The sequence below is a fragment of the Paraplanobispora takensis genome (genome assembly GCF_016863195.1).
GTDB classification, from domain to species: Bacteria; Actinomycetota; Actinomycetes; order Streptosporangiales; family Streptosporangiaceae; genus Planobispora; species Planobispora takensis.
The window spans coordinates 19,028-34,454 of the sequence record NZ_BOOK01000063.1; the positions used below are offsets into that span (position 1 = coordinate 19,028).

The 15,427-nt window shown below is 72.6% G+C and carries 12 protein-coding genes and 1 pseudogene; 5 read left to right on the forward strand and 8 right to left on the reverse strand.

All coding sequences use genetic code 11. The annotated features are described in order from the left end of the window. Positions 1 to 43: 43 nt before the first annotated feature. The 3 genes from Pta02_RS35460 to Pta02_RS35470 form a co-directional block, all read right to left on the reverse strand. On the reverse strand, positions 44 to 760 hold the full coding sequence (locus tag Pta02_RS35460) for a class I SAM-dependent methyltransferase (protein ID WP_203879397.1): 717 nt from the start codon (positions 758 to 760) through the stop codon (positions 44 to 46). 90 nt (positions 761 to 850) lie between these two features. Continuing rightward, positions 851 to 3,409, reverse strand: coding sequence for a glycosyl hydrolase family 18 protein (locus Pta02_RS35465; protein WP_203879398.1), 2,559 nt, complete (start codon positions 3,407 to 3,409; stop codon positions 851 to 853). 186 nt (positions 3,410 to 3,595) lie between these two features. Beyond that, on the reverse strand, positions 3,596 to 5,224 hold the full coding sequence (locus tag Pta02_RS35470; protein ID WP_203879399.1) for a methyl-accepting chemotaxis protein: 1,629 nt from the start codon (positions 5,222 to 5,224) through the stop codon (positions 3,596 to 3,598). Between the two features lie 207 nt (positions 5,225 to 5,431). Here Pta02_RS35470 and Pta02_RS35475 point away from each other — a divergent pair, with 207 nt between their 5' ends. After that, on the forward strand, positions 5,432 to 6,295 hold the full coding sequence (locus tag Pta02_RS35475; RefSeq protein WP_203879400.1) for an MEDS domain-containing protein: 864 nt from the start codon (positions 5,432 to 5,434) through the stop codon (positions 6,293 to 6,295). A 7-nt stretch (positions 6,296 to 6,302) separates the two neighbouring features. Continuing rightward, on the forward strand, positions 6,303 to 7,262 hold the full coding sequence (locus tag Pta02_RS35480) for an anti-sigma factor RsbA family regulatory protein (protein WP_203879401.1): 960 nt from the start codon (positions 6,303 to 6,305) through the stop codon (positions 7,260 to 7,262). Positions 7,263 to 7,301: 39 nt separating this feature from the next. Here Pta02_RS35480 and Pta02_RS35485 read toward each other — a convergent pair whose 3' ends face one another. The 3 genes from Pta02_RS35485 to Pta02_RS35495 form a co-directional block, all read right to left on the reverse strand. Further along, complete coding sequence (locus tag Pta02_RS35485; RefSeq protein ID WP_203879402.1) at positions 7,302 to 9,266, reverse strand: zinc metalloprotease; 1,965 nt, start codon at positions 9,264 to 9,266, stop codon at positions 7,302 to 7,304. Positions 9,267 to 9,434: 168 nt separating this feature from the next. Next, positions 9,435 to 9,653, reverse strand: a complete 219-nt coding sequence (locus Pta02_RS35490) for a helix-turn-helix domain-containing protein (RefSeq protein ID WP_203879403.1) — start codon at positions 9,651 to 9,653, stop codon at positions 9,435 to 9,437. Continuing rightward, positions 9,653 to 10,150, reverse strand: coding sequence for a DUF2975 domain-containing protein (locus Pta02_RS35495; protein ID WP_203879404.1), 498 nt, complete (start codon positions 10,148 to 10,150; stop codon positions 9,653 to 9,655). The genes Pta02_RS35490 and Pta02_RS35495 overlap by 1 nt, the downstream gene beginning before the upstream one ends. Before the next feature lie 156 nt (positions 10,151 to 10,306). Here Pta02_RS35495 and Pta02_RS35500 point away from each other — a divergent pair, with 156 nt between their 5' ends. Continuing rightward, positions 10,307 to 11,689 (forward strand): carotenoid oxygenase family protein, encoded by a 1,383-nt coding sequence (locus Pta02_RS35500; RefSeq protein WP_203879405.1) that lies wholly within the window; start codon positions 10,307 to 10,309, stop codon positions 11,687 to 11,689. 18 nt (positions 11,690 to 11,707) lie between these two features. Here Pta02_RS35500 and Pta02_RS41625 read toward each other — a convergent pair. Then, positions 11,708 to 12,088 (reverse strand): annotated as a pseudogene (locus Pta02_RS41625) (helix-turn-helix transcriptional regulator); the annotation flags it as partial. Positions 12,089 to 12,127: 39 nt separating this feature from the next. On the opposite strand from Pta02_RS41625, the gene Pta02_RS35505 reads away from it, so the two are divergent. Continuing rightward, positions 12,128 to 12,487, forward strand: a complete 360-nt coding sequence (locus Pta02_RS35505; RefSeq protein WP_203879406.1) for a Cif family virulence factor — start codon at positions 12,128 to 12,130, stop codon at positions 12,485 to 12,487. Positions 12,488 to 12,536: 49 nt separating this feature from the next. Here Pta02_RS35505 and Pta02_RS35510 read toward each other — a convergent pair whose 3' ends face one another. Next, the gene (locus tag Pta02_RS35510) at positions 12,537 to 13,388 is read right to left on the reverse strand and encodes an MHYT domain-containing protein (protein ID WP_203879407.1); all 852 of its coding nucleotides are present in this window, start codon (positions 13,386 to 13,388) and stop codon (positions 12,537 to 12,539) included. Positions 13,389 to 13,828: 440 nt separating this feature from the next. Here Pta02_RS35510 and Pta02_RS35515 point away from each other — a divergent pair, with 440 nt between their 5' ends. Further along, entirely contained in the window at positions 13,829 to 15,415 is a 1,587-nt protein-coding gene (locus Pta02_RS35515) for an alpha/beta hydrolase (RefSeq protein WP_239131487.1), read from the forward strand. Positions 15,416 to 15,427 lie beyond the last annotated feature (12 nt).

Genomic DNA, 15,427 nt, shown 5'->3' on the forward strand with positions numbered 1-15,427 from the left:
GGCACCCCTGCGGGGACGGCGGTACGGCGGTCGCGGCGGGCGGCTACGCGCGGCCGGCGCTGATCATGAGGGTGCGGCCGTGCGGCCCGCCGTACCAGAAACGCCATCCGAGATCGCGTACCTCCAGGTCGGTGGCGCCCAGCCCGCGCAGGACCACGGTGTAGTCGTCGACGTGCCGGAAGTCGGCGAGCCGCAGCCGGCCGCCCGGCCGGAGCACCCTGAACGCCTCGGCCACCGCTCTGGCCCGGCCCTCGGCGTCGGGGATGTTGTGCACGGCCAGGCTGGAGACCACCAGATCGTACGATCCGTCGCCGAACGGCAGGTCGCGCATGTCGCCGGTGACCAGCTCGATCCGGTCCGCCACGCCCTCGGCGCGGGCGTTGGCCAGGGTGGCGTCCGTGCTGTTGCCCGACTGGTCGCCGGTCCACAGGTCGATCCCCGTGGCGCTTCCCGCAGGCACCCGCCGGGCGGCCTTGAGCAGGACGAGACCGCGGCCGCAGCCCAGGTCGAGCACCCGCTCGTCGCCGCCCAGGCCCAGCCTGTCGAGCTCGTCGTCCCACACGCGGAACTTGCCGCGCAACGTGGTGTGCGCGAACAGCGCCGCCCCGGCGACCAGCATGAGACCGCCCGCCAGGAGGATCACCGCCAGAACGGTCCATCCGGCGGCGAAGCAGACGGCGGCGAGCGCCGACTCCGCCAGCCCTCCGGCGAGCAGCCCGGCCAGCACCGGGGGAGCGTCCAGCCCGTAGCGCGCACGCACACCACATTCCTACCGGCGCCGCCGGCCGCGTGCAATCCGCACGGGCCGGCGACGCCGGTGATCACTGTGCACCTGCGGAGCGGCTGGAGATCACCTCAGGCCGGCGTCGACGGCGGTGGTCAGGGTGCCGGTGTCGCCGGACATCTCCCAGATCATCACGCCGAGCAGGCCCTTCTGCCGTACCCACGCGGTCTTGCGGGCGATCGACCAGGTGTCGTCGAAGGTCCACCACTGGCCGCCGTTGCCGGTGAAGCAGTAGGTGGCCACCGCCTGCTCGTCGTGCCGTACGGTGCACCCCGGCACGCTCGCCACGAGATTGCTGTATCCGCGGGTGCCCGCCTCCTCCTGGAACTGGCCGGGGGCGGCGCCGGTGGCCGACTGCCATTCGCCGTACCTGCCGCCGTCGGCGACGCCCTGCCAGCCGCGCCCGTAGTAGGCGAGGCCAACGGTGATCTTCCTCGGGTTCACCCCGGCGTCCAGATACTCCTTGACCGCGTTCTCGACGCTGAAGTGGAAGGAGTACGGATCATCGGCGTCGGCGTACAGGTTGCCCTGGTGACCGGTCCGGTTCGGCTCCCAGGAGTTGTCGCTGCCCGAGCCGTGGAAGTCGTAGCCCTGGACGTTGAAGATGTCCATGTGCCTGGCGACCTCGGCCAGCTCCCAGCCCGCCGCGATCTTGGCGGGGTCCGCCGGGGTGAAGGCGGTCAGCTGGTAGCGCTTGCCGGTCTCCTCGGTCAGCGCGTCGAGCTGCCGGCGGAACTCGGCGATCAGCAGCGTGTTGTTCCGCTTGTCGGCGGTGCTGACGTGGTTGCCCGGGTGCCCCTCGGCCCCCGGCCACTCCCAGTCCAGGTCGATGCCGTCGAAGATCCCGGCGGCGGTGCCCGGCCCGCCCGCGCCGTTGTACACCGGCAGGTTGCCCTTGATGTAGACGTCGATGCAGGAGCTGACGAACTTGCGCCGGGCGGCGTCGGTGGCGGCCACGTCGGAGAAGTACTTCGAGTAGGTCCAGCCGCCCAGGGAGATCAGCACCTTCAGGTGGGGGTGCTTGGCCTTGAGCTTGCGGAGCTGGTTGTAGTTGCCGCGCAGCTTCTCCCAGCCGGTGTCGCCGACCCCGTCCACGGACTGCGCCGCGCTCATCGGCCGGCCGTAGTCGGCGTCCGCGTCGCCCGCTCCGTCTCCCTGGTCGGGGTCCTGCGGGTTGGAGGAGGTGCCCTTGGTGACCCCGTGCAGGCAGGTCAGGTTGACCGGGTCGATGTTGCCGAAGGCGTAGTTGATGTGGGTCAGCTTCGCCGCGGCCCCGGTGGTGTCGAGGTTGCGCACGAAGTACTGGCGGCCGTAGATGCCCCACTGCACGAAGTAGCCGACCCTGGCGTAGCCGTCGCCGACGATGTCGGCGGTGCTCGCCTTCAGCTCGTTGCTCGGCGGTGAGACGTTGTCGTACAGATCGCGGGCCCGCACGGTGAAGGTGTACTCGGTGGACGGCGAGAGCCCGTTGACCGTGGCCGTGGTGCCGGGCACGGTCGTCTTGAGGGTCCCGCCGATATAGACGTCGTAGCCTGCGACGCCCTTGTCGTCGGTGGACGCCGTCCAGGCGAGCGAGACGCTCGCCGGGGTTCTGCCGGTGCTGCGCAGGCCCGTCGGCGCGGTGGGCGGCTGCGGGTCCTCACCGGGGTCGTTGGTCCTGACCTTCAGCGCCGGGCCGGCCGGGGAGGTGTTCCCCTTGCGGTCCTTCGCCTTGACGCTGAAGGTGTACTCCGTGTTCGGGGTCAGACCGGTGAGGGTGGTGCTCGTCCCGGTGACCGTGGCGGCGAGCGCGGTGCCGTTGTAGACCTCGTAGCCGGTGACCGGGAGGCTGCCCGGGGCCGAGGCGTCCCAGGCCAGCGAGACGGTCTTGGTGGTCTTGACCGGGGAGCGCAGGTTCCCCGGCGCGGCGGGCGGCGTGTCCGCCGATCCGTCGCACCGGACGTCGTTGATCCGGCAGTTCTCCGGCTCGGCGGACGCGCTGAGGGTGAAGGCCGGGCTGTACGGCTCGGTCGATCCGCCCGCGGGCACGGTGGTGTTGTAGTGGGCGGGAGTGAGTGTGACCTGGCGGCCGCTCTGGCTCAGCGTCGCGTGCTGGGCCCCGCTCGCGGTGATCCCCGCGGGCAGGTCGAAGGTGATCGACCAGCCGTTGAGGGCGGCGGTGGTGTTGTTGGCGACCGTGAACCCGCCCCGGGTCCCGCTGCCGGTGTAGGTGGCGGTGACCGGCGCGGGCGGGGGCGGGGGATCGCCGCTCCCGTCGCAGCTGGCGTTGTTGATCGTGCAGCCCGTCGGCTGGGACGGGGAGCTGAGGGTGAAGACGGGGCTGTACGGCTCGGTGTTCCCGCCCGCCCGCACGGTGTTGATGTAGAACGCGGGGGTCAGCTTGACCCGCGTCCCGTTCTGCGTGGTGGTGGCGTTCTGCGGATTGCCGACGGTGACCCCGGCGGGCAGGTCGAAGGTGATCGACCAGCCGGTGACCGCGGTGGTGCCGGGGTTGCTCACCACGAACTTGCCCTGGCTGCCGGTCAGGGTGAACACGGCGGTCAGACGGGCGGCGGCCGCGGCGGGGGCGGCGGTCAGGGCCACCACCAGGAGGAGGGCGAACAGGATGGGGGGTGTACGGCGCATGTGGAAACCTTTCTATTAGGAAAGTTTCCTAACAATTGGCCGGATCGTAACCCTGCCCTCACACGTCAGCAAGGCCCAATCACCGCTTGCGGATACGCCGGTGACAGAGCGAGGTGAGCCGGGCCGGGCGGCGGCCCCGCGGCGTCCGCGTCCGGCCCGGTGGGTGCCGGGCCGGACGGCGGCCGGTCAGCTCAGGCGGAACCGGGCGACCAGCTGGGTCAGGTCGGCCGACATCTTCGCCAGCGCCTCGGCGGCCTGACGGGAGGCCGTCACCCCTTCGGTGGTCTGCTGGGCGGCGCCGGCCACCGCGGTCATGGTGCCGGCGATGTCGGTGACGCCCAGGGCGGCGTTGGAGACGCTGCGGCTGATCTCGCCGGTGGTGGCGGTCTGCTCCTCCACCGCCGCGGCGATGGTGGTCTGGTAGCTGCTGATGGTGCCGATGATGGTGGAGATCTTCTCGATCGCCCCGACCGCGTCGGCGGTGTCGGCCTGGATGGTCTCGATCCGCTTGGCGATGTCCTCGGTGGCCTTGGCGGTCTCCTGGGCCAGTTCCTTGACCTCGGAGGCGACCACGGCGAAGCCCTTGCCGGCGTCGCCGGCGCGGGCGGCCTCGATGGTGGCGTTCAGCGCCAGCAGGTTGGTCTGCTCGGCGATGGAGGTGATCACTTTGAGGATGTTGCCGATCTCGGCGGAGGAGACGCCCAGCTTGCCGACCACCGCGGTGGTCTGCTCGGCGGAGGCGACCGCCTCGATGGCCACGCTGGCCGCGTCGGAGGCACCTGCGGAGATCTCGGCGATGGAGGCGCCCATCTGCTCGGAGGCGGCGGCCAGGGTGTTGACGTGCTCGGTGACCTCGCGGGCGGCCTCGCTGGCGGTGGCGGCCTGGGCGGCGGTGCCGTCGGCGGTGCCGGCCAGCTGGTCGCTGACGGTCTCCAGCTCGTGGGAGGAGGCGTCCAGCACGGTGGCGTTGGCGTGGATGACGCCGATGGCCTGGTGCATGTTGTCGGTGGCCCGGGACAGGGCGGTCGCCATGGCGCCGACCTCGTCGCGGCGATCGAGCTCGGCGCGCTGGGTCAGGTCTCCGTGGGAGATGGCGTCCAGCACGGCGGTGACCCGGCGCAGCGGGCCCACCACGCCACGGGCCACCAGCCAGGCCAGGGCGAGCCCGGCGGCCAGGCCGACCCCGCCGATGACGCTGACCCGGGTGACGACGTCACCGACGGTGTCGTGGGCGTCGGCGACGCTGGCGACGGCGGTCTTCGACTGGAGGGCGCGCAGGTCGGCGACGCCCTCGGCGATGCGGTCGTCGATCGGCTTGATCGCGTTGTAGCCCTTCCAGAAGCCGGCCAGGTCGCGGGCGTCGGCGGCGGGGATGATCTGCCCGTCGCGGATCTTCACGTACGCGGTCCAGTCGGCGTACAGGCGCTGCCAGGCGGCCTTGTCGGCCGTGACCGCGGCGAAGGCCGCGGCGTTCCCGGCGATGCTCGCGTCGGCCTCGCGCAGGGCTTCGGCGTTCTCCAGCCGGTGCTGATCGTCGGACATGTAGTAGTTGAGCATGAGATAGCGCACCCGCAGCATGTCACTGTGGATCAGGCCCAGGGTCTCGATCGGACGCACGCCGTGCCGGTAGATCTCCTCGGCCTTGTCGCCCGAGGTGCTGAGCCCGCTGACGCTGACGGCCAGTACGAGCAGGCACGCGGCGGCGACCGCCGCGACGGCGGACATGATCTTCGTGGTGAGCGGCAGGTCCCGGCCACGGGCGGTCAGCGACCGCCGCGCGGACGGGCTCGGCACCGGAGTGGTGGAGGGCGACATGGCGTTCCTTCACGGTGAGGAGAACGAGGCAGGGGAATCCGGGGTGGCGCCCTTCACATCGGCCGCCGCCGGCCGATCCTGAGCAGTCGGCCCGCCGGGGCCCGGGGGGCACCGGCGGTATGGGCAGGGGAAAGGGGTGACAGTACGCTGAGGCCCGGAAGCGTGAGGACGCGGGAGATCTCAGGCGAACCGGTGATGGGAGGATCGGTGCGTCAGGTCAAGGACGTGCAGCTGGGTGATCACCTGTGTCTGGCGTTCGCGCACGAGGCCGAGCAGCGTGAGGTGGCCTGTGCTTTCGTCGTCGCCGGGCTGGCCCGTGGCGAGCGGGTGCTGTGTCTCACCGACGGGCCCGGTGTCGATCGGGTGGGGCGCTGGTTGCGGGAGGCCGGTGTCGACGTCACGGCGGCGACGGCGGACGGGCAGCTGGGCGTCCGGGCGGCCGAGGACAGTTACCTGGCCGGTGACCGGTTCGATCCGGACGCGATGATCGCGGCGTTGCGCAGCGAGGCCGACGCCAGCCTGAGGGCCGGTTTCACCGGGTTCCGCGTCAGCGGCGAGATGAGCTGGGCCCTTCGCGAGGTGGCCGGGGCCGGCCGCCTGGAGGAGTACGAACGGCGCGTCACCGCCCTGTTCGACGAGGGCATGTCGGCGGCGATCTGCCAGTACGACACCCGGGTGTTCCCCGCCGAGCGACTGCGGGCCCTGATCGGCTGCCACCCCGAACGGGTCCAGCCGGACGCGCTGCTGCAGGACGGGCCGTTGCGGATCACGCCGGGCGTCGATCCCGGCGGGCAGCCGGTGCTGCGCGTCTCCGGCATGATCGACCGCAGCACCACGACCGCCTGGAGCACCGCGCTGCGCACGGTGACCGGTGGACAGGGCGATGTGCGCATCGACATGAGCGAGCTGGAGTTCATCGACGTGGCGGGCCTGCGCACGCTGGCGGACGCGGCCGCCGCCCTGCCGGCCGGGCGGTGCCTGCACGTTCTGCAACTGGCGCCGGCCCTGAGGGAGGTCATCCGCATGGTGGGCTGGGACCGGACCCGCGGTCTGGTCATCGAGGGACGGTGATCCGCTCGTGAGAACCACGGACGCTCGGCGCCCCCCGGCCGAGCCGGAGCTGCGGCACCACGCGCTGATCTACGACAGCGACGAGGCGTTCCTGGCGGCCACCACCGGTTTCTGCCTGGACGGGCTGGCCGGTGGGGACAGGGTGCTGGTGGTGACCGGCGAGGCCAACATCGGACTGCTCACCGGCAGCCTGGGCCCGGCCGCCGCCGACGTGGAGTTCGTCACCACCCGCAAGTGGTACGGCACTCCGGGCCGGACGCTGGCCGCCTATGCCCGCTACGTCGACACCCACCGGGAGCACCACCCGCGCGTGCGCGTCGTCGGAGAGCCGCTCTGGGAGGGCCGCAGCCCGGCCGAGGAGGCCGAGTGGACCCGGTACGAGTCGGTGATCAACGCCGCGTTCGCCGGCAGCCCGGCCTGGATCATATGCCCCTACGACGAGCGGGTGCTGCCGGAGCGGGTGGTGGCCGACGCCCGCCGTACCCACCCCGGCCTGCTGTCCGGCTCCATCGAGCGGACCAGCGACGCCTACACCGACCCGGCCGCGTTCATGCACGCCGCCGACCACCTGCCGCTGCCGTCACCGCCCGCCGGGGCGGTGACGGAGATCCGTTTCGACGCCGATCTCAGGCGGATGCGGCGGCAGGTGGGCGCCCGCGCGGTGGCGCTCGGCCTGCCGGAGGAGCAGATCGGCCGGTTGCTGCTGGCCGTCCACGAGGTCGCCGCCAACGCCGTGCAGCACGGTGGAGGGCACGGCCGGATCCGGTTGTGGGCCGACCGGGACGGCGTCGGCTGCGACGTCATCGCCCCCGGCCGGATACACACCCCGCTGGTCGGCTATCTGCCGCCCGACTCCGGGGCGGCCCACGGCCACGGTCTGTGGGTGGTGCGCCAGCTGTGCGACCTGCTGGAGATCCGCAGCGGGCCGCGGGGCACCCAGGTCCGCCTGCGTCTCACCCGCACCTGACGACCGGCGCGGTCGCCGGGCGCGGGCGGGTGAGAGACGCTACCTGGTCCGGACCAGCTTCGGGGCGCTCACCCTGCTCGGCGCGCCCGTCCTGGCGACGGTCACCCAGCGGTAGTAGGTCGGCTTGAGGACGCTGGTGCGGTAGGCCACCGTGCCGGCGCCGCCGGTCGTGCGGGCCGCGACCGTGACCCAGCGGGAGGTGCCCCGCACCTGCTTCTGCAGCAGGACCGGCCAGCGGGGCAGGGCCGTGCCGCGCTGGTCCGTGACGACCGCGGAGACGGTGAACGCCTGCCGCGTCTTCACCTTCGACGCCGGCGCGATGATGCGCACCGCCGTCGGCCGGGCGGGCGCCGGCGGTGCGGTCACCTGCAGGTATCGCACCCCGCTGCCGACGGCGGCCTCATCCGCGTCGCCGGCGGTCCGCCACCGCACGCCCATCGGCCGGGTGGCCACGATCGTCGCCCACGCCCGGCCGGACTCGTCGGTGACCGCGGCCCCGACGACCACCGGGTCGCCGCCGTCGCCGTAGTCGGCCGTGAGCTCGACCAGCCGGTCCGCGAGCGGTGTGCCGTCGGTGCCGGTGACCACCGTCGAGTAGGTGACCTGGGCGCCCTTGACCGCCGAGGCGGGCCCGGCGATGGTCAGCTCGCCCACCGGCACCGGGGGATCGGGGGTCTGCGAGGCCGCGTTGACGACCTCCACGGTCGCCCCGCCGGCGTCCTGGGCCAGCACGCGGACGGTGACGTCGCCCTCCGCGGAGGTGAACGTCGCCCCCTGCGGCAGCGCCGACCTGTTGACGTAGTCGTTCACCTCGGGTGTCGGGTCCAGGAGCAGGCTCGCCCGGGTGCCGTACGGCCCGCCGGCCGGACGGCCGCGGTAGACCTGGACGCCGTAGTGGTAGAACTGGCTCGCGGTCGCGTCCCGGCCCGCCCGCGTGCGGTACTGCAGATAGTAGGAGACCTGCTCGTCGACCGGGATCCGCACCGCGGGCCGCCCGGCGATCCCCGCCGACAGCGGCGGGACGGTCACCGTGCTCGTCGTCTCCCGCGCGACCGTGGTGAACGCCTCCGGGCTCAGGCCGAGCTGGTCGAGCTGCACGGCGTTCAGGTTCCCGAGGGATCCGTCGTCGATCCCCATGACGTCGATGAAGTCGCCGTACTCCAGCCGCGTGCACTCCGGGTCGTCGGGGAACACGCCGTCGTCGCGGAAGGCGGAGTCCTGCCGGGTGTCGCAGCTGAGCGAGTCGGAATGCTCCAGGCCGAGGTTGTGGCCGAACTCGTGGGCGAACACCTCCGTGCGCGGATCGGCCGCGGCGACGTAGGCGTAGCCGCCGTCGGCGTAGTTGTCGCCGATCGTGCCCAGGCCGTGCGAGCACCCGAGGGCGGCGGCCGTGCCGGGCAGGATGAGCAGCAGGTGGGAGCCGACCGGCACCCCCGCGCTCAGCTGGCCGAACTTCGAGCGCGCCTCGTTCCACAGTGCGAACGGCTGGTCGCAGGTGTAGGAGCTGGAGTACTCCGCCGCCGAGGCCGCGAGGCTGAAGCGGACCTTCCCGCCCGTCTGATCGGACCAGAAGCCGTCGGTCTCGGCGATCCGGCCGGTGACCTGGGAGAGCGAGGGCGCCGGGTCGTCGGACGCCGTACCGGCGGGGTTGGCGAACGCGACGTACACCTGGTGCCGGGCCACCGCCGGGGAGGACACCTCCGCGGGCGCGATGTCGAGGACCTCGGTGACCTGATAGTCGCCCGAAGGGGCCTGCGCCACCTCGACCGTCACCTCGGTGCTCGGCGGGAGGGGCTCGCCGGCCAGGGGGAGCAGGCCCTCCCCGGTGTCGAGGACCTGCGTGACCTCCGCGGGGGCCTCCTCGCGGTTCTCCGTCACCACGGCCCTGACGGTGCCGGTGACCGCCTCGCCGGCCGGTCCCTGCGGCGAGGCGGCGGCCACGGCGGCGTGGGCGGGGGTGAGGAGGCCGACGGCCAGCAGCCCGGCCACCAGGGCGCCCCGCACCGAACGCTTCGCGGGTCGTCGCCCGACGGCCCCGCGCTCCCGCGACCGGTGAGATGCGGCCGGAACGATCCTGGGGTCGGCCACCCTGCGCCTCCTGCTGCCACCCGATGAGATACGTCGATCCCTGGATCGGCGGCCGGAGGCGGAACCTGAGCGTTTCGGGTGACATCACCCGCCGGCGGTGTCGGCCTCCCAGCGCAGCAGGTCTCCCGGCTGGCATTGGAGCACCTCGCAGAGCGCGGCGAGCGTGGAGAAGCGCACCGCCTTGGCCCGGCCGTTCTTGAGCACCGCCAGGTTGGCGGGCGTGATGCCGACGCGGTCGGCGAGCTCGCCCACCGACATCTTCCGCTTGGCCAGCATCACGTCGATGTCTACGGTGATCGGCATCAGATCACCTCGTCCAGCTCGGCCTGCATCTGCGCCGCCTCGGCGTCGCGCGCGACGGCCTGGGCCAGCAGCATCCGCATCACGAGCACGACGAGCGCGCCCCCCAGGACCGCCAGGGCGGCCCCGCAGATCAGCAGGACGATGCCCGGCGGGACGGGTTCGCCCGGCGCCAGCAGGACCGCGAGCGAGAACACCACGAGGGCGGCGGCCACGAGCGAACCGATCACGATGTCCACGTACCGGAAGGCGGCGTGGGAGAACACGGTCCCGCGCCGCACCATCGTCACCAGCCGCCACACGCAGACCAGGATGACCTGGCCCGCCAGGACGCCCAGCACGATGATCAGCAGGAACGGGAAGCGCAGATAGGCGTACTCCGGTCTGAGATCCTCCATGTCGCTCGCCAGCAGCGGCACCATCACCGCCTGCACGAACACCGAACCGGCGAACAGCAGTGCGAGCACGATGCGCAGCGCGTGCACCGTCAGCTTTCCCATGACGACTCCTCGATCGATTAACGATTAAAATATATCGATAATCGATAGGCGCGGCAAGGCGGATCCGGTGAAAGCGGATGACAGGAGGGCGACGGCGGCGCACTGTGAGGACATCGCGTGGCGCGTCCCGCGCCGCCCCGCCTCCGGGAAGTCCTCATGATCGACGCAGTCACTGTCGAGCGGTACGGCCTGCCCGGCCATCTGAGATCGGTGCCCGACGAGATCGACGCCGTCGGCCTGCCCGTCACCGGCGTCCTGCCGCCGGAGCTGACCGGCCGTTACGTCCGCAACGGCCCCAACGCGCTGCCGGGCCAGAGCACCGGGCTCTTCCAGGCCGGGCCGGGGATGCTGCACGGGGTACGGCTGCGCGAGGGCCGGGCCGAGTGGTACCGCAACCGGTGGGTGCGCACGGGCGCCTTCCACGGCCGTCCGTTCGTCGGCCCCGCCGGGATCGACCGGACGGCTGTGTCCGCCAACACGCACGTGGTCCACCACGCCGACCGCATCTTCGCGCTGGTCGAGGTCGGCCTGCCGTACGAGGTCACACCCGACCTCGGCACGGTCGGCCCCTGCGACTTCGGCGGGCGCCTGACCACCGCGATGACCGCCCACCCCAAACGCGATCCGGCCACCGGCGAGCTGCACTTCTTCGGGTACGGCATGTTCCCGCCGTACCTGACCTACCACCGCCTGGACGCCAAGGGGGAGCTCGTGCACAGCCGGGAGGTGGCGGTGGCGGCGGGCACCATGATGCACGACTTCGCGATCACCGAGCACTACGCCCTCTGGCTCGACCTGCCGGTCACCTTCCGGCTCGAACCGGCCGGCCGGGGCGGCATGCCGTACGGCTGGGACGAGGGCCACGGCGCCCGGCTGGGCCTGATGCGCCGCGACGTGCCGGACGCGCCGGTGCACTGGTTCGAGATCGAGCCGTGCTTCGTCTTCCACGTGGGCAACGCCTATGAGGACGACTCCGGCCGGGTCGTGCTCGACGCCGTGCGCTACTCCCCGGAGGAGTTCACCTCGCTGTGGAGCCTGCTGACCCGCAGCGGCGCCCTGACCGGCGCGGGAGCGGTGGCCGGCCGGGCCCTGCTGCACCGCTGGACCCTCGACCCGGCGACCGGCGGCGTCACCGAGGAGGCGCTGGACAGCCAGGAGGTGGAGTTCCCCACCCTCGACGACGAGCGGATCGGGCGGCGGGCCCGCTATCTGTACACCGTCACCGGCACCGATCCGCGCAGCGTCGGCAGGTGCGCGATCGTCAAGTACGACCTGGTCTCCGGCACGGCCGACCGCCACGACCTCGACGCCGACACGGTGATCGGCGAGGCCGTGTTCGTCGCCTCGGGCGACGGGCGGCGCGGGGAGGACGACGGCTGGCTCGTCTCGGTCACCACCCGCCGCGACGGGAGCGCCTCAAGGCTGATCGTGCTCGACGCCGCCGACCTGCCCGCCGGGCCGGTGGCCGCGGTGGAGCTGCCCCGCGCGGTCCCGACCGGCTTCCACGGCTCCTGGTTCCCCGACCCCGGACCGACCTGACCGGCCGGTGAGCGCGGCGGTGAGTTTGCGCATGGCCGACGCCGCCGACCGGCTCGCGGTGGGCCCGAGCGCGGTGAGGCTCGCTATCAGGGCGGCGATCTCCTGGAGGTCGAAGGCGATGGGGCCGATGTGATCGCGGTGGCCGATGAGGACGCCGCCGTTGCGGCCGGCGGTGACCTCGACGGGGACCCCCGACAGACGCAGGCGTTCGACGTCGCGGGCGATGGTGCGCTCGGAGACGCCGAAGTCGCGCGCGAGCGCCGCGAAGGTGATCCGGTGCGCGCTGGCGTGCAGCCGTTCGATCAGGTGCTGCTGGCGCTCGACGCGGCGGATCGTCAGGTGGTTGTCCCGCGAGGCCGCCGGCTGCGTGGACGGGCTCATGGAGAAGATCGTAACCATGACACAGGCGTGTCGGGGTTCGTGGTTAGCGTGGCGGACATGAGTGCACGCGACATCGTGGAGGAGTTCTTCGACCGCTACGCCCGCGCCCTGCTCGCCCGGGACGCGAAGGCCGTGGCCGGCATGTACGCGGTGCCGTCGCTGATCCTGTTCCCCGGGCGTTCCGTCGCCGTGTCCGGCGCCGGGCAGACCGAGGAGTTCTTCGCCGGGGCCTGGGGCCAGTACGACGGCGTGCAGGACACCGCGACCGACATCACGCTCCTGGCCGAGACGGGGCACAGCCTCTGGGCCGACGTCACCTGGCGCCACGGCGACGGGACCGCCGAACGGCTGCTCTACCAGCTCGTCGAGACCGGAGGGCGATGGCAGATCGCCGTGCTGACCCCTCTCGGCCGGTGACGGGGTCGCCGCGTCGTTCAGGGACGGCGTGTCGCTCGGGGACGCCGCGTCACTCGGGGGCGTCGAACAGCGAGGGCCGTCGCGGCTCCGCGGCCGGTACGGGCACCTGGACGGCGGCGAAGGTTCCGGTGTGGTGGTCCTCCAGCCGGGACATCAGCGCGGCGTCCTCCCGCATCTCCTTCTCCGAGGGGGCCAGGAAGGTGGCCAGCAGCAGGCCCAGGGTGATCAGGCTGACCGCGACCAGGATCGGCAGCAGGAAGTCGATCCCCCGCGCGCCCGGGATCGGGGCCGCCGAGTCCGACAGCCGCACCTCCATGGCGAGCATGCCGGTGTAGTGCATGCCGCAGACCGCGACGCCCATGATCAGCGCGGCGCCGGCGGTGGCGGGCACGCCGCGCACCCGCAGGGTGAACCAGAGCGCCACCGTGGCGGCGACGATCGCGATCGCCACCGAGGCGCCGACGATCACCGGGTCGTAGGAGACGTGCGCCTGCATGTTCATGGCCGCCATGCCGAGATAGTGCATGCCGGCCACGCCCAGACCGGTGAGCAGGCCGCCGCCGAGGAGCGGGCCGGCCTTCAGTCCGCCGTAGGAGACCAGGAAGAGCCCCAGGCCGACCACGACGATCGCCAGGACCGCCGAGCCGGCGGTGAGGGGCACGTCGTAACGGATCTGCGCACCGTCGACGGAGAAGCCCATCATGGCGACGAAGTGCATCACCCAGATGCCGGTGCCGCCGATGGACAGCGCGGCGCCGACGAGCCAGCGCATCCGCGCGGATCCCTCGGACGCCCGCGCGCGGGTGGTGAGCATGAGACCGAGCATGCAGCCCACGCCCGACATGAGGTAGGCCAGGACGGGGGTGAGCAGACCGGAGGAGAAGTGATCGACGTGAGACATGTGCCAGTTCTTCGTGAGAGGGGGAACCGGGGAATTATTGCAGCTAGAGCGGTATGCGCCGACCGGCGGAGCCGGTTCGCGGCCGGGACGGGCGCTCCGCGATCACGTCGTGGCGGTCCCGTCGGCGCCGGTGGCCGGGCCACCGCGGGCCCGGTGCCCGCCGGCGCCGGCCGGGGACTGTGAGAGATGTCTCGCCGCTCCCCGGGGCGGAGACGCCTATCCTACGCCCGGATGATCGGCGCCGTCGTTTCTCGTCCTTTCTCCCGATGGGCAGGGCGACCGGCCCGCTTGACAATCGAATCGGCTCGCACACCAGAGCCGCGTACCCCGGGAGCCGTCGCACCCGCCACCCGCAGCCCGGACCGGGCACCACCGCCGGGATGACCGGCCTTCCGCGCGGACTCCGACGCCCGGCCCGGGACCCGACGATTGGAGACCGTGTGCGAAGGAAGGTCCCCCTGCTCGCTGCGATCCTGCTCGCCGCCACCGCCCTGCTTCCCCTCGCCCCCGCCGGGGCCGCCACCGGTGCCGGGAACAGGGGGACCCCGGGCGGAGGCGGGATCACCTGGACCCCCTGTCCCGAGGACCCGGCCGTCGAGTGCGGCGAACTGGCGGTCCCGGTCGACTGGGCCGCTCCGGGCGGCCCGACCGTCGAGATCGCCCTGGCCCGGCGCAAGGCCGCCGATCCCGCGGCCCGGATCGGCGCCATGCTGATCAACCCGGGCGGCCCCGGCGGTTCCGGCGTGGACTTCGCCCTGGCCGGCGCCGACTACTTCAGCCAGGAGATCACCCGCCGTTTCGACCTCGTCGGCTTCGACCCGCGCGGGGTGGCCCGCAGCCACCCCGTCGTGTGCTCGGCCGACCTGCTCGCCCGCGCGCCGTACCCGATCATGAAAAACCAGGCCGACTTCGACGGATGGCTGGCCTACAACCGGCAGCTGCGCGAGGACTGCCGGGCCCGCACCGGACCCCTCTACGACCACGTGGACACCCTCAGCGTGGTGCGTGACATGGACGCCGTCCGCGCCGCCCTGGGCGAGCGGAAGCTGACCTACTACGGCCGCTCGTACGGCACGCTGATCGGGCAGCTGTACGCCGAGACCTTCCCGCACCGGGTCCGCGCCCTGGCCCTGGACGGCAACATGGACCACAGCCTGGGCACCCGGGCCTTCCTGGACACCGAGAGCGCCGCCGCGCAGGACTCCTTCGACGAGTTCGCCGCCTGGTGCGGGCGGGACGCGGGCTGCGCGCTGCACGGCAGGGACCTGCGGGCCTTCTGGGCCGGCCTGCTCGCCCGGGCCGAACGGGGCGAGCTGCGCTTCCCGGGAGTCCCGCAGGAGGTACCGCCGCTGACCCAGCTGGACCTGATCAGCCTCGCCTTCGGCCATTTCTACGGCCCCGACTGGGCGCGGCTGGCCGAGCTGCTCGTCGCCATCGACACCGGCGCCGAGCCGCCCACCGGGATCCCGTCCCGGCCCGCGGCGCGGAGCGAGGAGGTGGGCGAGTTCCCGTCCCAGGTGTTCTGCCTGGACTATCGCCTGCCGATCCGCGACCACCGGGAGTACGCCGCCCTCCTGCGTCGCTCGGCGAAGATCGCGCCCGACATGCGCTACAACCCGCTGGCCTTCAGCATGACCGCGGTCTGCCTGGGCCAGCCGGCCCCGATCCCCGACCCCCAGCATCGGCTGCGGGTCCACGGCGCCGCGCCGCTGCTGCTGGGCAACGCGCTGCACGACCCGGCCACCGGGTACGACTGGGCGCTCGGCACGGCCCGGCAGCTCGGCCGTCAGGCGGTGCTGCTGACCTACGAGGGCTGGGGCCACGGCATCTACAACCGCAGTGAGTGCACCCTCGGTGCCTTCGACGGCTATCTGGTCGCACTCACCCTGCCCGCCCGCGGCACCCGCTGCCCGGCCGTACCGCCCGCCGAGGCGAAGGCCCGGCAGAGGTCGTGGCCGGGGCCGTCCGGGCCGCTGCCGGACCTGCCCGGCTGGAGCCTGTCGCCGCGCCCGGCGCACGCCGGATGAGCGGGAGGGGTC